The 18431-nt window shown below is 36.6% G+C and carries 17 protein-coding genes and 1 tRNA gene; 11 read left to right on the top strand and 7 right to left on the bottom strand.

Annotated features, from left to right (window positions below; translation table 11 throughout):
* Positions 1-39: 39 nt before the first annotated feature.
* Together AABM59_RS07735 and AABM59_RS07730 are read right to left on the bottom strand one after the other, a co-directional pair.
* Entirely contained in the window at positions 40-1665 is a 1626-nt protein-coding gene (locus tag AABM59_RS07735) for a S8 family peptidase (RefSeq protein WP_338408388.1), read from the bottom strand.
* Positions 1666-1741: 76 nt separating this feature from the next.
* Positions 1742-2602: an MBL fold metallo-hydrolase gene (locus AABM59_RS07730; RefSeq protein WP_338408387.1), complete on the bottom strand. Its 861-nt coding sequence runs from the start codon at positions 2600-2602 to the stop codon at positions 1742-1744.
* A 303-nt stretch (positions 2603-2905) separates the two neighbouring features.
* Here AABM59_RS07730 and AABM59_RS07725 point away from each other — a divergent pair, with 303 nt between their 5' ends.
* The 4 genes from AABM59_RS07725 (at position 2906) to sufD (ending at position 6951) form a co-directional block, all read left to right on the top strand.
* A complete protein-coding gene (locus tag AABM59_RS07725; protein ID WP_338408446.1) occupies positions 2906-3235 on the top strand; it encodes an iron-sulfur cluster assembly accessory protein in 330 nt (109 codons plus the stop codon).
* An 89-nt stretch (positions 3236-3324) separates the two neighbouring features.
* Positions 3325-4773 (top strand): Fe-S cluster assembly protein SufB, encoded by a 1449-nt coding sequence (gene sufB, locus AABM59_RS07720; RefSeq protein ID WP_338408386.1) that lies wholly within the window; start codon positions 3325-3327, stop codon positions 4771-4773.
* Positions 4774-4802: 29 nt separating this feature from the next.
* On the top strand, positions 4803-5555 hold the full coding sequence (gene sufC, locus AABM59_RS07715) for a Fe-S cluster assembly ATPase SufC (RefSeq protein ID WP_338408385.1): 753 nt from the start codon (positions 4803-4805) through the stop codon (positions 5553-5555).
* Positions 5556-5634: 79 nt separating this feature from the next.
* Positions 5635-6951 (top strand): Fe-S cluster assembly protein SufD, encoded by a 1317-nt coding sequence (gene sufD / locus AABM59_RS07710; RefSeq protein ID WP_338408384.1) that lies wholly within the window; start codon positions 5635-5637, stop codon positions 6949-6951.
* Positions 6952-7051: 100 nt separating this feature from the next.
* Here the strand turns inward: sufD and AABM59_RS07705 are convergent, their stop codons facing one another.
* A complete protein-coding gene (locus tag AABM59_RS07705; protein WP_338408383.1) occupies positions 7052-8398 on the bottom strand; it encodes a serine hydrolase in 1347 nt (448 codons plus the stop codon).
* Positions 8399-8631: 233 nt separating this feature from the next.
* On the opposite strand from AABM59_RS07705, the gene AABM59_RS07700 reads away from it, so the two are divergent.
* The 5 genes from AABM59_RS07700 to AABM59_RS07680 are packed head-to-tail and all read left to right on the top strand — an operon-like array spanning position 8632 to position 11587.
* Complete coding sequence (locus AABM59_RS07700; protein ID WP_338408382.1) at positions 8632-9846, top strand: cysteine desulfurase; 1215 nt, start codon at positions 8632-8634, stop codon at positions 9844-9846.
* Positions 9847-9857: 11 nt separating this feature from the next.
* Positions 9858-10292, top strand: a complete 435-nt coding sequence (locus AABM59_RS07695) for a hypothetical protein (protein WP_338408381.1) — start codon at positions 9858-9860, stop codon at positions 10290-10292.
* Entirely contained in the window at positions 10292-10711 is a 420-nt protein-coding gene (locus AABM59_RS07690) for a SufE family protein (protein WP_338408380.1), read from the top strand. The genes AABM59_RS07695 and AABM59_RS07690 overlap by 1 nt, the downstream gene beginning before the upstream one ends.
* 6 nt (positions 10712-10717) lie before the next feature.
* Positions 10718-11041, top strand: coding sequence for a DUF59 domain-containing protein (locus AABM59_RS07685; protein WP_338408379.1), 324 nt, complete (start codon positions 10718-10720; stop codon positions 11039-11041).
* Positions 11042-11083: 42 nt separating this feature from the next.
* Positions 11084-11587: a DUF2480 family protein gene (locus AABM59_RS07680; RefSeq protein WP_338408378.1), complete on the top strand. Its 504-nt coding sequence runs from the start codon at positions 11084-11086 to the stop codon at positions 11585-11587.
* A 51-nt stretch (positions 11588-11638) separates the two neighbouring features.
* On the opposite strand, the gene hflX is transcribed toward AABM59_RS07680, so the two are convergent.
* From hflX to AABM59_RS07660, 4 genes are all read right to left on the bottom strand, one after another.
* Positions 11639-12865: a GTPase HflX gene (gene hflX / locus AABM59_RS07675; protein WP_338408377.1), complete on the bottom strand. Its 1227-nt coding sequence runs from the start codon at positions 12863-12865 to the stop codon at positions 11639-11641.
* Positions 12866-12940: 75 nt separating this feature from the next.
* Entirely contained in the window at positions 12941-14161 is a 1221-nt protein-coding gene (locus tag AABM59_RS07670; RefSeq protein WP_338408376.1) for an MFS transporter, read from the bottom strand.
* Between the two features lie 82 nt (positions 14162-14243).
* On the bottom strand, positions 14244-15287 hold the full coding sequence (locus tag AABM59_RS07665) for a Gfo/Idh/MocA family oxidoreductase (RefSeq protein WP_338408375.1): 1044 nt from the start codon (positions 15285-15287) through the stop codon (positions 14244-14246).
* 68 nt (positions 15288-15355) lie between these two features.
* Complete coding sequence (locus AABM59_RS07660) at positions 15356-16426, bottom strand: NADH:flavin oxidoreductase/NADH oxidase (protein ID WP_338408374.1); 1071 nt, start codon at positions 16424-16426, stop codon at positions 15356-15358.
* A gap of 236 nt (positions 16427-16662) precedes the next feature.
* Between AABM59_RS07660 and rseP the strand changes: the two genes are divergently transcribed.
* Positions 16663-18006 carry an RIP metalloprotease RseP gene (rseP, locus tag AABM59_RS07655; protein WP_338408373.1) on the top strand — a complete coding sequence of 448 codons (1344 nt, stop codon included), beginning with the start codon at positions 16663-16665 and terminating at the stop codon, positions 18004-18006.
* Positions 18007-18090: 84 nt separating this feature from the next.
* A tRNA-Asn gene (locus AABM59_RS07650) sits at positions 18091-18164 on the top strand.
* The last annotated feature ends 267 nt before the right edge of the window (positions 18165-18431 follow it).

Raw genomic sequence — 18431 nt, 5'->3', positions numbered from 1 at the left:
GAAGGATTTTAGTCCTTCCATTTTGAAATTAAAAATTAATTATTTGTTTTTTGACAACTTTTCGGCCATTAACAACGCGTTGTAAGCATTTACAATTTTTCCTGATTTAGATAAATCTGAAAATGATCGGACGTCTTTTGCGTTTCCTCCAACCACCACATCCGCTGTAATTGCCACGCCAGAATCCATCAAGATGTGTTTTACTTGTTGAGCAGATAACTTTGGATAATAAGAACGAATTAACGCTGCAACTCCTGCCGCATTTGGCGAAGCCATTGACGTTCCTTGTAGGTACCTATAGGTGTTGTCTGGAGTCGAGGCGTAAATTTTTACTCCAGGCGCAAAAACATCAACGTTTAACTTTCCAATATTGGAAAATCTGGCGACAATTTTCTTTCCATATTCAAAATTTAATGCCCCAATTGTAATCATATTGTCGGCAAATTCTATTTTTTTATCATCGGAATCATTTGGAAAATTATTTTCAAAATCTAAGTTTTTCGCATCGTTTCCTGCCGCATGAACAATCAATACGTCTTTACTTTCGGCATATTTTATGGCATCATAAACCCATTGTTTGTGAGGTGAGAAGGCTTTTCCAAAACTTCCGTTGATTACTTTTGCTCCATTATCAACTGCGTACCGAATTCCAAGCGCAACATCTTTGTCATATTCATCACCATCTGGCACGGCGCGAACCACTAAAATTTCTGCATTGTTTGCAACGCCATCACCACCTAATCCATTATCTCTAACTTGGGCAATTATTCCGGCAACGTGAGTTCCGTGCATAATTTCTTTTTTGTCTGGCCCCATAACGTTATTGTTTCCGTATTTTGTATCGGTAATGTCTTCTGGATTGTCTCCAAGAATCTCTCTGTAATTAACCATTGGGGCGTTTTGGTCTAGGGAAGCGATGCTTGCATCTAAATCTTTTTGAATTGCCGCTTTTAAATCTGGCACGCTCATTCCAAAGGAAAGCATTCTTTGCATCATGCTTTTGCTAACCTTTAATATCGAATCTAGAGATTCAATTGCATTTACTTCCGCAACAGAGTATCCAGGTTTTCCAAAATGTTTTACCAAAATTGCATCGGCATTTGTTGTTTCTTCCAAAATTTTTTCTAATTGAACTTTTCCTTTACTGCTTTCAGCTACTTTTTTGTCGTGAACCGCTTTCGCATCTTGATAAGTAGCTTCATCAACACCATTTTTGTTGTTTAGAATCCTATCGTATTCTAGGTTTTCTTTGGTAATGTCACCCAGAAAATTCCATCCATGAATGTCGTCAATATATCCGTTGTTATCATCGTCTATTCCGTTTCCTGGAATTTCTTTTTTATTGGTCCAAATCACCGAGATTAAATCTTCGTGCTCAACATCAACTCCAGAATCCACAACTCCAACGATAACTTTTACTCCTTTTTTTCCTTTAAGTAGTTCGGCATACGCCCTATCCACACTCATTCCTGGTATTGTGTCTTTGACAATGTCTAAATGGCTCCAGCGTTTTAGATTCTCCTCACTAATTGCGGATTTTTTAATCGTATTTAATGGCGCTGTTTCTTGTACCGATGAAAGAGTAGAAACGGATTTTGACGCGCCACAACCAGTCAAAACTAAGACTGCAAAAATGGACACAAAAGTGTATTTAATTTTATTCATTGTTTGGGATTTTGTGTAATTTATAAATTTTGCCTAAATATAAGTTGTTTTGTTATAATTAGAAACAAAATTAACACTATTTAAAGATTTCATCACAACTAAGCACAGCTGCTAAACGAACCCCTTTTTCGGTTTGTTCGACGGTTACGATTTGATTGTGTGCATCGTGCTCCAAAAATAAATAGTAATTATTATCCGCAGCAGTATTCAAAATTTTTGCTTTTTCGGGCATTGTTAACAATGGTCTTGTGTCATAACCCATTACATAAGGTATGGGAATGTGGCCGGCTGTAGCCAATAAATCAGCACAAAAAACAATTGTCTTGTCTTGATATTTGATGTGCGGAATCATCATTTTTTCGGTGTGACCGTTTACAAAAAAAACCCCAAAACCAAGTTCCGTTTTTTCGGCAAAATCGCCATCGGGAATTTTTATAAAATTCAATTGTCCACTTTCTTGTATTGGAATAATGTTTTCAGATAAAAAAGAGGCTTTTTCGCGAGGATTGGGTTTTGTTGCCCATTCCCAATGGTTTTCATTAGTCCAATATTTGGCGTTTTTAAACGCAACTTCATAACCGGTTTTGTCCTTGTTCCACTGTACACTTCCGCCGCAGTGATCAAAATGCAAATGGGTTAAAAAAACATCGGTAATGTCGTCGCGGTGAAAGCCCTGTTTTGCCAAGGAATTATCCAAAGAATGGGTTCCCCAAAGCGAATAATACCCAAAAAATTTATCGGATTGTTTGTTGCCCATTCCGTTATCGATTAAAATCAACCGATTTCCGTCTTCGATGAGCAGACAGCGTGCGGCAATATCAATTAAATTATTCTCATCAGCAGGATTGGTTCGGTTCCAAATTGTCTTTGGCACAACGCCAAACATTGCTCCGCCATCAAGTTTAAAATTACCAGTTTCAATAGGATATAGTTTCATTGCTTAATATTGTTATTTCGGTAGGATACAAAGTTAAGGAATACATTTGCTTAAAAAAGAGGGTAAATCAAATTTTTCTATCCAATTATAGTTATAAAAATGTTATGTTATTTGACAAAAAGCATTTAATGTAATACCTTTGCTCTTTATTTAGACAAATTCTATATAAGCACGAAACAAGCAAAACAGAAGCTGTCTTTTTAAAATCTAAATTATCTATTGAAAATAAAGTTTAAGGATGCCAGAATTTAAATGACTAATTTATCTATTCCGTTTTCCAACACAATCAATAAAAAAGCACAAATGATAAAAGTTTCTGATATTGCCAAAAAGAAAATCATCGATTTAATGAAAGACGATGGTTTTGATGCTGCAATCGACTATGTGAGAGTTGGTGTGAAAAGCGGTGGTTGTTCTGGTTTGTCTTACGATTTGAAGTTTGACAAAATCAAAGGGGAAGACGATAAAATTTTCGTGGATAACGAAATAACAATTGCCGTGGAGAAAAAATCTTTTCTCTATTTAGCAGGAACAATTTTAGAGTTTTCTGGAGGAATAAACGGAAAAGGGTTTGTTTTCAATAACCCAAATGCAAGTAGAACTTGTGGGTGTGGGGAAAGTTTTTCTTTATAATTTAAAAAATTAATGATTTTAACTATTAAGAAATCAAGTCAATTAAGCCTAAATTGACTTGATTTCTTAATGGTTTTAAAAAATAAAAAATGTCAAAATACACCGAAGACCATTTACGAGTTGAACTCGAAAGCAAAGAATACGAGTACGGATTTTATACGGATATAGAATCGGATACTTTTCCTATTGGCTTGAACGAAGACATTGTTCGCGCGATTTCACACAGAAAAGAAGAACCTCAATGGATGACCGATTGGCGCATTGAGGCTTTTCGTGCTTGGGAACAAATGACCGAGCCAGAATGGGCAAATGTGCATTATACAAAACCTGATTTTCAGGCTATTTCCTACTACTCTGCGCCAAAAGCTATTGACCCTAATAAATCATTAGACGATGTAGATCCTGAACTTTTAGAGATGTATAAAAAGTTAGGAATATCTGTCGATGAGCAAAAAATGATGAATAATGTTGCCATGGATATCGTGGTCGATTCCGTTTCGGTGGCGACAACATTTAAGAAAACCCTAAATGAAAAAGGAATAATTTTCTGTTCAATTTCAGAGGCTATTCGAGAACATCCTGAATTGGTTCGAAAACACCTTGGTACGGTTGTTCCACAAAAAGACAACTTTTATGCAGCCTTAAATTCAGCCGTTTTCTCTGATGGTTCGTTCTGTTATATTCCAAAAGGCGTTCGTTGTCCAATGGAACTATCGACTTATTTCCGTATTAATCAAGCCGGAACCGGTCAATTCGAAAGAACATTGCTTATTGCCGATGAAGGCAGTTATGTTTCCTATCTTGAAGGTTGTACGGCGCCAAGCCGTGATGAAAATCAGTTGCACGCAGCCGTTGTGGAGCTTATTGCAATGGACGATGCTGAAATAAAATATTCGACTGTTCAAAACTGGTATCCCGGAAACAAAGAAGGAAAAGGAGGAGTATTCAATTTCGTAACTAAAAGAGGTTTGTGCGAGAAAAATGCAAAAATTTCTTGGACGCAAGTCGAAACGGGTTCAGCGGTAACTTGGAAATATCCATCTTGTATTTTAAAAGGAGATAATTCAGTTGGTGAATTTTATTCGATTGCGGTTACCACTAATTTTCAACAAGCAGATACAGGAACCAAGATGATTCACCTTGGAAAAAACACAAAATCAACGATTATTTCCAAAGGAATTTCTGCAGGAAAATCACATAATAGTTATAGAGGATTGGTGAAAGTGGGTCCAAATGCAGATAATGCAAGGAACTTTTCGCAATGTGATTCCTTATTAATGGGAAATAATTGCAGCGCCAATACTTTTCCTTACATCGAAAGCAAAAACCCATCTGCCAAAATAGAGCACGAAGCCACGACAAGTAAAATTGGTGAAGACCAAGTATTCTACTGCAACCAACGCGGAATTCCAACCGAGAAAGCCATCGCGTTAATCGTAAACGGTTTCAGTAAAGATGTTTTGAACAAGTTGCCAATGGAATTTGCGGTGGAAGCACAGAAATTGTTGGAAATTTCACTTGAAGGTTCAGTAGGATAATCATAAACAAAGTATAAAACACATTAAAAATGTTATCAATAAAAAATTTACGCGCCTCTATTGGGGACAAAGAAATATTAAAAGGAATCAACCTTGAAGTAAAAGCGGGAGAAATTCACGCGATTATGGGACCAAACGGTGCCGGAAAAAGCACACTTGCTTCAATCATTGCAGGAAACGAAAACTACGAAGTAACCAAAGGAGAAATCTTTTTAGACGGAGAAGACCTTTCTGATTTGGCTCCCGAAGAAAGGGCGCACAAAGGTGTTTTTCTTTCATTCCAATATCCTGTCGAAATTCCTGGAGTTTCGGTTACGAATTTTATGAGAGCTGCCATCAATGAAACCCGCAAGGCGAACAAACAGGAAGAAATGCCTGCCAACGAAATGTTGAAACTCATTCGTTCCAAATCGGAATTACTAGAAATAGACCGAAAGTTTTTGTCTCGTTCGTTAAACGAAGGTTTTTCTGGAGGAGAGAAAAAACGTAATGAAATTTTCCAAATGGCAATGCTGGAGCCAAAACTCGCCATCCTTGACGAAACCGATTCGGGACTTGATATTGATGCTTTGAGAATTGTAGCCAATGGTGTAAATAAATTAAAAAGTGACAAAAACGCCATTATCGTAATCACGCATTACCAAAGATTATTAGATTACATCGTTCCTGATTTTGTTCACGTTTTGTACAACGGAAAAATCGTAAAATCGGGCGATGCTTCATTGGCCTTTGAATTAGAAGAAAAAGGATACGACTGGATTAAACAAGAACAAGAAGCATAAAATTTGTTTAAAGTCTAGAGTTTAAAGTTCGCACGAGAACTTTAAACTTTTAAACCTTAAACTTTAAACAATAAAGAATATGGAATTGAAAGAAAAACTACTATCCTCTTTTATGGCTTTTGAAGAGCGCATTGATGTTCATTCCGAACTTCATGATGTACGTTCCGAAGCTATAAAAAACTTTGAAAACAAAGGTTTCCCAACAAAAAAAGAGGAATCCTGGAAATACACTTCGCTAAATGCCATCTTAAAAAATGACTTTACCGTGTTTCCAAAAAACGAAAACACAGTGGAATTTGCTGATGTAAAAAAATATTTTATCCACGAAATCGACACCTACAAAATTGTCTTTATTGACGGCATTTTTAATTCGTTCTTATCATCAACAACTCACGAAGAAATTGATGTTTGCCTTATGTCATCAGCGTTGAATAAGCCAAAATATAAAATGGTTATCGACAACTATTTCAATAAAATTGCCAATAAAGAGGAAAGTTTAACTTCTTTAAATACGGCTTTTGCAAATGAAGGAGCCTATGTGAATATCCCAAAAAGCATTGTGGTTCGAAAACCTATAGAGATTATGTATTTCTCAACAGGTAATGAAGCAGCCCTTATGGTACAACCTAGGAATTTGATAATTGTTGGCGAAAATTCACATGTTCAAATCATCGAAAGACATCAAAGTTTAAATGAAAATCCCGTTTTGACTAATTCGGTTACGGAGATTTTTGCACAAAAACGCGCTATTGTTGATTATTATAAAATTCAAAATGACAACCTTGAAGCCAATCTAATCGACAATACTTATGTTTCTCAAAAACAAGAAACCAATGTGTCTGTAAATACTTTTTGTTTTGGTGGAAACCTAACTAGAAACAATCTGAATTTTTATCATTTTGGTGAAAGAATTGTCAGCAACCTCAACGGAATTACGATTATTGGCGAAAAGCAACACGTAGATCATTATACTTTGGTACAACATTCTACTCCCAATTGCGAAAGCCACCAAGATTACAAAGGAATTTATTCCGGTCGTTCGACAGGGGTATTCAATGGAAAAATTTTCGTGGAAAAAGAAGCGCAGAAAACGAATGCTTTTCAGAAAAGCAACAATATTTTATTAGGAGACAAATCAACGATAAATGCAAAGCCACAACTAGAAATTTTTGCTGACGACGTAAAATGTTCTCACGGTTGTACCATAGGACAACTCGATGAAACAGCAATGTTCTATATGCAAGCCCGCGGAATTCCTAAAAAAGAAGCCAAAGCTTTGTTGATGTATGCCTTCTCGAACGCCGTAATCGAAAGTATCAAAATACCAGAATTAAAACAACGAATTACCAAAATCATCGCTACGAAATTAGGTGTGAAAATGGGGTTTGATTTGTAATGTTTAATTGTAAAGGTCTTGGATAGTTACACAAAGGTCTCAAAGTTTAATACCGCTTTGAGACCTTTGCTTTTTTTACTTTGTGTGTTTTTGGGAAAATTTACTTCTTCAAACTCCCCACAATCCCACTCAACATTCCGTTAAAATCAAACTCGGGATCTTCTTTTAAACCCATTCGCACGATTACTAAATCGTGGTTTGGAAAAATCGCTACCATTTGCCCTTGATACCCGCTACAATAAAACATGTCTTTGGGCACGTCAGGGAATTTTCCTCCGGTATTAAGCCAAAAGTGTGCGCCATAATTTCCGCTTGATGTGTTTGTAGGTGTTGCTGTGAATTTTATCCAACTTTCGTCTAGAATTTGTTCTCCATTCCAATTGCCCTTGTGTAAATACAACAGCCCAAATTTCGCCCAATCCCTAGTTGTAGCCCAACCGTAAGACGAACCTACATAATTTCCTGTCATATCCGTTTCGACGATCATCGAGTTCATCCCAATTTTATCAATCAATGCTGAATACCAAAAATCTAAATATTCCTGGTGCGTTTTGAACTGATTTCTCAAAATTCCTGAAAGTAAATTAGTTGTGCCTGAAGAGTAATTCCAATGCGAATTGGGTTTAAATTGCGCCGGTTTTTGAAGTTGAGTTTGACTCATGTTTTCGGCAAGAAAAAGCATTTTGGTCACATCAGAAATGCCGTCATAATTTTCATCCCATTCTAAACCACTATTCATATTAAGCAAATTGGCAATGGTTATTTTTGCCCGTTCGTCGTTTGCCCATTCGACAATTGGCGCGGGTTTAAAAATATCTATTTTTCCTTGTTTTTGCATGATTCCAAATAGCGCACTGGTGATACTTTTAGTCATGGACCAACCCAATATTTTGGAATCTTTATGAAACCCCGTATCGTATTTTTCGGCTATCATTTGGTCTTTATAAATCACCAAAACCGAGCGCGTTCTTTTCGTTTTTTGTCCGTTTTTATCGAAAGCATTGGCGACAGCCGCATTCAATTTGGCATAATCAATAGTAGCAAAAGTGGTGTCTTTTGGTTCTTTTTTCCCATAAGGAAAAGCTAAATTAGTTGTTGTTTTAGTTCTTCTTGGAACCTCATAAGGTTTTGTCGCATCAAAATAGCTGTTAATTAAAGTCGCTCCCAAACCTTCGCGGTAAATGGCTTTTCGTTGTTTCAATCCATAAACAGAGGAAGTCGCAAATTTTCCTTTTTCGTCAATTTTGTTTTTGGCTAAATCCATTAGCTCAATGTCATTATCCCCATTTTCTATCATTTCCTGGGAGCGATTGTCGATGAAATGACCCGATGACAAGCTCTTAGCTGAAAAACCAGAAATTAAATCTAGTTTAGGGTAAGTGGTATAGCTAAAATAAACTAAAAACACCAAAAGGGAAAGACCAAGAATTTTGAATATTTTTTTCATAACGAGAGTTAATTAAGATTTAACGCCGCAATTTAATAAAAATAGGTCACAGATAACGTGGATAAAACAGCTTTAAATCTGTGAAAATCTGTGAAAATCTGTTTAATCAATATAACCCGTCTATTGGCAGACAGGTCTGTGGATAAAAAACAATAACAATTATTAACATCTGTTTGGTAATAATCCCTCGAAGTTTTATTACTTTTGTATTTAGACTTTTTCTAAATAATAAAATGCTAGATATAAATAAAGTTAGATCCGATTTTCCCATACTTAACCGAACTGCAAACGGTAAAACATTGGTTTATTTTGACAATGGAGCCACATCGCAAAAACCACAAATCGTGATCGATGCGGTTGCGAAATATTATCAGGAAATCAACGCTAATATTCACCGCGGTGTGCATACTTTGAGCCAGTTAGCAACTGATGCTTATGAGGTTTCTCGTGGCAAAATTCAAAATCACATCAATGCAAAATTCGCCCACGAAGTGGTTTTTACATCGGGGACAACACATGGAATTAATGCTGTTGCCAATGGTTTTGCCTCACTGTTAAAATCGGGGGACGAAGTTCTGGTTTCGGCAATGGAACACCATAGCAATATTGTGCCTTGGCAAATGTTGTGCGAGAAAACAGGAGCGGTTTTGAAAGTAATTCCCATGAATGAAAATGGTGAATTGATTATGACTGAATTCGATAAATTAGTGTCGGATAAAACCAAAATCGTGACGGTGAATCATATTTCGAATGCTTTGGGAACCATCAATCCCATTAAATATATGATTGACAAAGCACATCGTTTTGGTGCAGTAATTTTGATTGATGGAGCGCAAGCTGTTCCGCATTTAAAGCCCGATGTTCAGGAATTAGATTGCGATTTTTATGTTTTTTCCGGACACAAAATGTGTGGTCCTACAGGAACGGGAATTTTATATGGAAAAGAGGCTTGGTTAAACAAATTACCTCCTTATCAAGGCGGAGGCGAAATGATTAAGGAAGTGACTTTCGAAAAAACTACTTATGCTGATTTACCGCATAAATTTGAAGCCGGAACGCCTAATATTGCCGGAGGAATTGTGCTGGGAACAGCTGTTGATTACTTGAATTCCGTTGGTTTTGACAACATTCAAAAACAGGAAAAAGAATTGGTAGAATATGGAACTAAACGATTATTGGAAATCGAAGGTTTGAAAATTTTTGGCACAGCCCAAGAAAAAACCTCGGTGATTTCATTCAATATTGAAGGGATTCATCCGTATGATATTGGTACTATTGTAGACAAATTAGGAATAGCTGTGAGAACTGGGCATCATTGCACGCAACCCATAATGGATTTCTTTAAAATTCCAGGAACGATTCGGGCTTCATTTGCTTTTTATAATACCAAAGAAGAAATTGACGTTATGGTAGAAGCAGTAAAAAAAGCAAAATTAATGTTATCCTAAAGCAATACATTATGAAACTATTTGCAATGCTGTTTTTGACTGTTTTCCTTGGAAAAAGCTGTTCGAGTCAATCCCAAAACGACTTAAAAGAAGCCGTTTTGGAATATACCGCCAACACTCGTGGTTTTTATCAGAAGATAACGATTGAAAACCAAATGGTAACTGTTTCGAAAGACAGAAGTGGAAACGATAAATCCGTTGCAACAAAAATTTCGAGTAAAGACTGGAAGGAATTGGTTGGCTATTTCGAAACTATCAAATTGGACAGTTTAGCGAGTTTGAAAGCACCAACTGAAAAACGTTTTCATGATGGTGCGGCAATTGCTAATTTAAAAGTTATTTATAAGGACAGGGCTTTTGGAACCACGGCTTTCGATCATGGATTTCCACCAGATAAGATAAAAAAATTAGTTGATAAAATAAACTCATTTGCTAAAAAAGAATAATGATAATAAAAGAAATACAAGAAGAAATAATAGACGAGTTTTCGATGTTTGACGATTGGATGCAACGCTATGAATACATTATCGATTTGGGTAAAAACTTGCCTTTAATCGAGGAAGAATTTAAAACTGGTGAAAATCTTATTAAAGGATGCCAGTCAAAAGTTTGGTTACACGGTGAACAAAAAGATGACAAAATTGTATTCACTTCTGATAGTGACGCCATTTTAACCAAAGGAATAATTGCCATATTAATACGGGTTTTTTCAAACCAAAGTCCAATCGCTATTTTGAATGCCGATATGGATTTTATTGACAAAATAGGATTAAAAGAACACTTATCCCCTACACGCGCTAATGGATTAGTTTCCATGATAAAAAATATAAAAATGTACGCATTGGCATTCGATGCAAAAAAATAAAAAAACATGGAACAAGTAATAGACACCAACCAATTGGGAATTGAAATTGTAGCAAAACTAAAAACCATCTACGATCCAGAAATCCCCGTAGATATTTATGAATTGGGTTTGATCTACGATGTAATGGTTAGTACGGATTTTGAAGTAAAAATCCTGATGACATTAACCTCGCCTAACTGTCCCGTTGCGGAAAGTTTACCAAGAGAAGTAGAAGAAAAGGTGAAATCTATTGATCACGTAAAAGGTGCTGAAGTAGAAATTACGTTCGATCCGCCTTGGAGCAAAGATTTAATGAGCGAAGAAGCAAAACTGGAACTGGGAATGCTGTAGATTTTCGATTGATGATTAACGATTTTTGATTTCAGATTTAAAATGGAAGAAATTGTAAATAAAGTAGCCAATAGCGCTTTGGAGGTTTTTGATCTTGAAGACTTATATCCAAAGGGAATACGGACTCAAATAGATATTTCTGTTTGGCTTCTTGAAGGTTTTTTATTGAAGGAGAAAGACTTTAGAGAACATCTGAAAAATCACAATTGGTCACAATACCAAGATCAATATGTGTCCATAAATTGCAGCACTGACGCGATTGTTCCTGCTTGGGCTTCTATCCTGGTTGCCATACAATTAGCTCCTTTTGCAAAGAAAATTGTGAACGGAACCGTTGAAGATTTAGATTCCTCTTTATACGAGGAGTTACTCTCAAAAATTGATTGTTCGGTTTATGAAAATAAGGCCGTAATTATAAAAGGTTGTTCGAAAAAACCTGTCCCGATGCGTGCTTATATTCTAGCAGCGCATTATTTACAGCCTTTTGCCCGAAGTATTATGTATGGCGAAGCTTGTTCTGCAGTACCTCTTTTTAAGAAAAAATAACCCTTTTTATACCAAAAATCTCTTTTTAAAATATTCTCAAAAGGGATTTTTTTATTCTTCTTTTTCAACAGCATCCTTATAATCTGGATACAAAAACTTGTTGTATGGAAAACGAGTAATATGAATGTGCCTGACGGCTTCGTATACTCGTTCTCTAAATTCCTCGAAATTTTCTTTATTTGTTGCCGAAATAAACAACGCATTTTGCATGCCTACACGATTCATCCAAGTTGTTTTCCACTCTTCGAGCGTGGAATGTCTTGGTGTTTTTTCAGTCATTAAATCGTCTTCGTCAATGGTCAAATGTTTGTAGGCATCAATTTTATTAAAAACCATAATAATAGGTTTGTTATTCGCTTTTATGTCTAATAAAGTTTGATTTACTGATGCGATGTGATCTTCGAATTCCGGATGTGAAATGTCGACAACGTGCAATAGCAAGTCGGCTTCACGAACCTCATCGAGCGTGCTTTTGAAAGAATCAACCAATTGCGTTGGCAGTTTTCTAATAAATCCTACCGTGTCTGAAAGTAAAAACGGGAGGTTTTTTATCACCACTTTCCGAACGGTGGTGTCCAAAGTCGCAAAAAGTTTATTTTCGACAAAAACATCGCTTTTACCAACAGCATTCATCAAAGTCGATTTTCCCACATTAGTATAACCCACCAAAGCCACGCGAACCATGGCGCCACGATTGCTTCTTTGGGTCCCCATTTGTTTGTCGATGGCTTTTATTTTTTCTTTTAAAAGTGCTATTCTATCGCGAACAATTCGTCTGTCGGTTTCAATCTCCGTTTCCCCGGGACCGCGCATCCCGATTCCTCCTTTTTGGCGTTCAAGGTGTGTCCACATTCCTGAAAGTCTGGGTAATAAATATTGGCATTGTGCCAGTTCTACTTGCGTTCTGGCATAAGAAGTTTCGGCTCTTTGGGCAAAAATATCTAATATAAGGTGCGTTCTATCTAGTATTTTGCAATCTATAATTTTGGAAATATTTTTTTGTTGCGACGGCGTTAATTCATCGTCAAATACCAAAGTCGAAATTTCATTTTCTTTCACAAAAAGATTGATTTCTTCTATTTTTCCGGTTCCAACGAAAGTCTTGGGATTAGGGCGTTCCATTTTTTGCGAAAAGCGCTTCACCACTTCACCACCGGCGGTAAAGGTCAAAAACTCCAATTCGTCAAGGTATTCCTTGAGCTTATCTTCGCTTTGATTTTGGGTAACAATGCCAACGATTGCGGTTTTTTCGAAATTTATTGTTTCTTTTTCTAACATGTTTTTGAATAAGCTACAAATTTAATCATTTGCTAGGGACTTATGTGTTGTAGGTTTATAATAATTAGTTGCTTTTTAAGAATCGGAATCAATCGCCCTAATTCTTGACACCATCAACGCTATTAAAAATCCAAAAATGCCAATGAAGGCGAATGAAAACCGCAAACCAAATAGTTCCGCAATATGACCAATGACAGGTGGTCCTAGCAAAAAACCCAGAAAACTTACACTGGAAACTGCCGTTAATGCTTCGCCGGTAGGGATTGTTGGGTGTTTTCCTGCAATGCTGTAAAGAGTAGGTATTATGGTAGAAACACCCAATCCCACAACCATAAAAGCGATGGTCGCCGGAATTATAAACGGAAAAAGTACCGCGGTAAACAAGCCTAATGAAATCACGATGCCACTAATTTGCATCACTCGTTTTCTACCCAATTTATTGATTAATCCGTCTCCAAAAAACCTCCCGCTCGCCATCATAATCATAAAAGAAGCGTAGCCCAAAACCACCAATGGTCCCGGAACTTTGACAATATCTTTGAAATACACGCCGCTCCAATCGAACATAATTCCTTCGCTGGCCATACTGCAAAATCCAATTATTCCCAGCAAAATTAATGACTTATCCCGTTTTCGAAATCCTTTTTTCTTTTCAGTTCGAATGGTTTCTTTAGCTTTAATCAAGAATTTAAAATTAAAAACATCCAATACAAGAACGAATGTTGCTACGATTAAAAAATGAGTATACGTCCCCAATTTTAATGACAACATTCCCAAACCCACTAAAGCTCCCGTGAATCCAGCCAAACTCCATACGCCATGAAAAGAAGACATAATTGTTTTTTTGAAAAGCACTTCGGTATAAATGCCTTGAGTGTTTACGGCTATGTTAGATAAATTTCCGAAAATTCCAAGAATATATAATCCAAGACCCAATTGCCAAGCGTTTTGCGCCAGTCCCAAATTAGTTAAACTAAAAGCATACATCAAAATAGAAAAAGGAAGAATGCGGTGACTGCCAAAACGGGTGACGAGCTTTCCTGAAAAAAACATCATCGTCAACTGACCCAATGGCAAGGAAAGTAGAATCGTTCCTAATTCGCCGTCACTAAGGTGTAATGCGGTTTTAATACTTGGAATTCGACTTGCCCATGTAGCAAAACACAATCCCATTCCGAAATAAAATATCGAAACTGCCCAACGAATTCTAGTCAAATAGGAAGCTTTGACATTTTGATACGTTTTTTTGTATTCTCCTTTCGTTTTAAAACGACCAATAAAATTAAAATCTATCAAAACGAATGGTAATTAAAATTAAAAGTGTCAAAATTACGATAATTAGTCTTCATTTTATTCCTTTGATGCTGTTGGTTGAAGATTATATCGTTATTGTTTTCATTTGCTCGTTGCTTTGAATCGCCGCTTCAATAATCATCATAACATTTACACCATCTTGGGCAGTTATGGCTTCAGTAGTTTTGTTGATGATGGATTTGTAAACGCCATCAAAAAAATCGTAATAATTCCCTTGAAGCGTTGGCACTTTCTCTTTGATGATTTCTCCATTGATTTCTGAGTGCAAAAGCCCTTGATTTTGAATGGATTCTGTTCCCCAAGTAGTTAAATTTGGTTTCTTTCCCAATTTTAAATCGTCTTCCTGCACATCGCCACGCGATTTTAGAAAAGAACCTTTTTTCCCGTGAATGATATAAGAAGGAATAGCTTCGCGAACGAAAAAACTCGCTTTCAATCGCACTCTAAAATCAGGATAATAAAGCAAAATGTCGATATAGTCATCGACTAATGAATGGTTGCGCAAGTTTCTAATATCGGCAAAAACAGCTTTTGGTAAACCAAATAAAAACAAGGCCTGATCAATTAAATGTGGCCCCAAATCTTTCAGGATTCCTGCCCCTGGATTTGCCGTTTCCTTGTGTTTTTTTCGGCTCAAAATGGGATTGTAACGGTCAAAATGAAATTCGGCTTCGACGATTTCGCCCAACACATTGTCGGAAATAATTTTGTTTACGGTTTTGAAATCGCTGTCCCACCTCCTGTTTTGGAAAACGGACAATTTCAATCCTTTCTCTTTTGCCAAAGCTGCCAATTCCTGTGCCTCGGCAACCGTGGTTGTAAATGCTTTTTCGACTATAGCGTGTTTTCCGGCAAGCAGGACTTTTTTGGCATACTCGAAATGTGTTCCAACAGGCGTGTTGACAATAACCAAATCAATGGATTTGTCCTGTAAAATAGATTCAAAAGTTGGATAACTTATGACTTCGGGATAATCTTGTTGTATTAATTTTTTAGTTCTTTCCCAAGAACCAAGCAGTTCAAAACCGGGATGCAGTTCTAGAAAAGGAGCGTGAAAAACTTTTCCCGACATTCCGTAAGACAATAGTGCTGTTTTTATTTTATGCATTTTGTTTGTTCTTAAAAAGCTGTAACGTCTTTGTCAAAGTTCAAGACTTTGACAAAGATTATTAGATGTTATTTTATTTTTGCTCTTTCATATTGTATCGGCCAAGGCACATCGACACCCAATTCTTTGGCGAAGTCCAACGCCAAGTATGGGTTTCTCAAGGATTCTCTGGCGAACAAAACCAAATCGGCTTTTTGGGCAACTATGATTGCTTCCGCTTGTTCAGATTCGGTTATTAAACCTACTGCTCCGGTTAAAATTCCAGTTTCTTTTTTGATTCTTTCGGCAAAAGAAACTTGATAATTGGGTCCCACTGGAATTTGCTGATGCGATACCAATCCGCCAGAAGAAACGTCTATTAAATCCACTCCTCTTTCTTTTACAATCTTCGAAAGTTGTACTGATTCGTCACTATTCCATCCGCCGTCAGCCCAATCTGTAGCTGAGATTCTGATGAATAGTGGTAGATTCGCAGGCCATTCGGATTGAACCGCTTCGAGAACTTCGAGCAACAAACGGATTCTGTTTTCGAAACTTCCGCCATATTCGTCGGTCCTGAAATTAGACAAAGGCGAAAGAAATTGATGTAACAAATAACCGTGGGCCGCGTGAATTTCGACCACTTCGAAACCGGCTTTTAATGCTCTTTTAGTTGCCGATTTAAAATCGGTAATTACTTTCTGGATTCCCATTTTATCTAATGAAATAGGAGGTTTTTCATTGGTATGGAAAGAAACTGCCGATGGCGCAACGGTATTCCAGCCGCCATTAGTTTCGTCTAGTTTATAGTTCCCTTTCGACGGAATGGCGACACTCGCTTTTCTTCCGGCGTGTGCCAATTGAATTCCTGGAATCGCATTTTGGGATACAATAAATCGGTTGATGAATTGCATTTTTTCGATGTGTTCGTCTTTCCAAATCCCTAAATCTCCGGGAGAAATTCGTCCTTCGGGAGAAACCGCAGTCGCTTCCTGAAGAAGCAAAGCAGCGCCGCCAATGGCTCGACTGCCTAGGTGTACTAGATGCCAATCATTGGCAAAGCCGTCTTGGGCAGAATATTGGCACATTGGCGAAATGGCAATTCGGTTTTTGAAAGTGAGACTTTTTATTTGCAGTTTATAAAATAATTGGGAAGACATGCTTTTAGTTTTTAAGAGTAGAACGGTTCAAATTTACACAGGAATTTGTAACAAAAAGTAAAGTTAAGATACATATGGTAAAGTAAAAAAGGAAAAGAGGCAATTATTAACAAATTTTTATTGTCTTCCCTAAAAGTAAATCTTTGCAACTAAAATAGAAAGCCTTACTTTTGTCCGCTATACAAATTAAATTAATAAGAGGATGGGATTACTTCGTTCCTCGCAATGACAAAAAAATGGAAATAGTTATCAAGCTTTCTCAATTTTTATTGAGCTTATCATTACTTATTATACTTCACGAATTAGGACATTTTATTCCTTCGAAAATATTTAAAACAAGGGTAGAAAAATTCTACTTGTTTTTTGACGTTAAATATTCTTTGTTCAAAAAGAAAATTGGCGAAACCGAATACGGAATTGGTTGGTTACCGCTTGGTGGTTATGTAAAAATATCAGGGATGATCGACGAAAGCATGGACAAGGAACAAATGGCCTTGCCTCCACAGCCATGGGAATTCCGTTCCAAACCGGCTTGGCAGCGATTGATTATTATGCTAGGTGGTGTATTTGTAAACTTTGTCTTGGCTTTTATTATTTATATTGGGATGGCCTATGCTTACGGCGACATGTATCTTAATAATTCTGAATTGAAAGATGGAATTGCTGTTACAAGTACCGTTGGAGAAGAATTAGGATTCAAGACAGGAGATAAAATAATCGCCATTGATGGAGAAAAAATAATTCGTTTTGATGAAGTTCCAATGAAGGTCTTGTTTTCGAAATCGGCATTAATTGTTCGTGACGGACAAGAACAAACCCTTAATTTTCCTGTCGATTTGATTGATAAAGTCTTGAAAGGCGAAAAACGTCCTTTTATTGGATTGAGACAACCCTTAGTGGTGGGAGAAGTTTCTGATTCTTCAGCAAACCTGAATGTGCTTCTTCCTAAAGATATTATCCTATCTCTTAATGGGGTTCCTACTCGATATGATGATCAAGTTACTTCATTCTCAAAAGCAAATAAAAACCAGGCAGTTGATGCTGTTGTATTAAGAGACGAAAAAGAAGTTGCTTTAAAAGTTAAAATCAATAAAGAAGGTGAATTAGGCATAATCACCGGTTCTTTGTCTGTTAAAAGCTTCGAAAAACTAGGTCTTTATAAATTCAGCACGCTTGAATATGGTTTCTTTGAAGCTTTTCCTGTGGGAATAGAAAAGGGAGTTAGTCAATTAGTAGGTTACGGAAAACAACTAAAAGCGATTTTTAATCCAAACACTGGCGCTTACAAAGGCGTGGGTGGATTTAAAGCCATTTTTGACATCTTTCCTAGTACTTGGAGTTGGGAAGTTTTCTGGAATATTACCGCTTTATTGTCGATAATGTTAGGAGTAATGAATTTATTGCCTATTCCTGCACTCGATGGAGGTCATGTAATCTTCTTATTATACGAAATGGTAAGTGGTAAAAAGCCTAGTGATAAATTCCTTGAAAACGCCCAAATGGTTGGTTTCATACTACTTATCACCTTGTTGTTGTTTGCCAATGGGAATGATATTTACAAGGCGGTTTTTGGGCGATAAAATAAATTGAAAATTTTATAGATTTTATTTGCTTCAAAAAAATTAAGCCTTATATTTGCACCGCTTTAAAAGTGAAACACACTTTCCTTCTTAGCTCAGTTGGTTAGAGCATCTGACTGTTAATCAGAGGGTCCTTGGTTCGAGCCCAAGAGAGGGAGCTTTTTAAAAAGACTTTACAGCAATGTAAGGTCTTTTTTGTTTTTAAGCCTCAAGTAATACCGCAAATATACATAACATTTACCTTATTTCTTGGCAGTGATTTGGCACTAGCTTTTATTTTTGTCTTCAAACATTATTTTTAAGAACTGATTTTATCTAGAAGAATTAAGTTCATAATTTTTTAACGAAGTAATATTTAATTAAAAAATATGGTAAACCATCTACTATATTCCAATTTTTAATGGTTGGATAAACTTAATAGTAGC

The organism is uncultured Flavobacterium sp., from assembly GCF_963925185.1.
GTDB lineage: Bacteria > Bacteroidota > Bacteroidia > Flavobacteriales > Flavobacteriaceae > Flavobacterium.
Note: the sequence above shows the minus strand (reverse complement) of the source record. Positions and strands in the feature narration are given on the sequence as shown.

What these genes read in the sequence shown, in the direction of transcription:
- AABM59_RS07735 (WP_338408388.1), bottom strand. Translation starts at nt 1,665, where the DNA reads ATGAATAAAATTAAATACACTTTTGTGTCCATTTTTGCAGTCTTAGTT.
- AABM59_RS07730 (WP_338408387.1), bottom strand. Translation starts at nt 2,602, where the DNA reads ATGAAACTATATCCTATTGAAACTGGTAATTTTAAACTTGATGGCGGA.
- AABM59_RS07725 (WP_338408446.1), top strand. Translation starts at nt 2,906, where the DNA reads ATGATAAAAGTTTCTGATATTGCCAAAAAGAAAATCATCGATTTAATG.
- sufB (WP_338408386.1), top strand. Translation starts at nt 3,325, where the DNA reads ATGTCAAAATACACCGAAGACCATTTACGAGTTGAACTCGAAAGCAAA.
- sufC (WP_338408385.1), top strand. Translation starts at nt 4,803, where the DNA reads ATGTTATCAATAAAAAATTTACGCGCCTCTATTGGGGACAAAGAAATA.
- sufD (WP_338408384.1), top strand. Translation starts at nt 5,635, where the DNA reads ATGGAATTGAAAGAAAAACTACTATCCTCTTTTATGGCTTTTGAAGAG.
- AABM59_RS07705 (WP_338408383.1), bottom strand. Translation starts at nt 8,398, where the DNA reads ATGAAAAAAATATTCAAAATTCTTGGTCTTTCCCTTTTGGTGTTTTTA.
- AABM59_RS07700 (WP_338408382.1), top strand. Translation starts at nt 8,632, where the DNA reads ATGCTAGATATAAATAAAGTTAGATCCGATTTTCCCATACTTAACCGA.
- AABM59_RS07695 (WP_338408381.1), top strand. Translation starts at nt 9,858, where the DNA reads ATGAAACTATTTGCAATGCTGTTTTTGACTGTTTTCCTTGGAAAAAGC.
- AABM59_RS07690 (WP_338408380.1), top strand. Translation starts at nt 10,292, where the DNA reads ATGATAATAAAAGAAATACAAGAAGAAATAATAGACGAGTTTTCGATG.
- AABM59_RS07685 (WP_338408379.1), top strand. Translation starts at nt 10,718, where the DNA reads ATGGAACAAGTAATAGACACCAACCAATTGGGAATTGAAATTGTAGCA.
- AABM59_RS07680 (WP_338408378.1), top strand. Translation starts at nt 11,084, where the DNA reads ATGGAAGAAATTGTAAATAAAGTAGCCAATAGCGCTTTGGAGGTTTTT.
- hflX (WP_338408377.1), bottom strand. Translation starts at nt 12,865, where the DNA reads ATGTTAGAAAAAGAAACAATAAATTTCGAAAAAACCGCAATCGTTGGC.
- AABM59_RS07665 (WP_338408375.1), bottom strand. Translation starts at nt 15,287, where the DNA reads ATGCATAAAATAAAAACAGCACTATTGTCTTACGGAATGTCGGGAAAA.
- AABM59_RS07660 (WP_338408374.1), bottom strand. Translation starts at nt 16,426, where the DNA reads ATGTCTTCCCAATTATTTTATAAACTGCAAATAAAAAGTCTCACTTTC.
- rseP (WP_338408373.1), top strand. Translation starts at nt 16,663, where the DNA reads ATGGAAATAGTTATCAAGCTTTCTCAATTTTTATTGAGCTTATCATTA.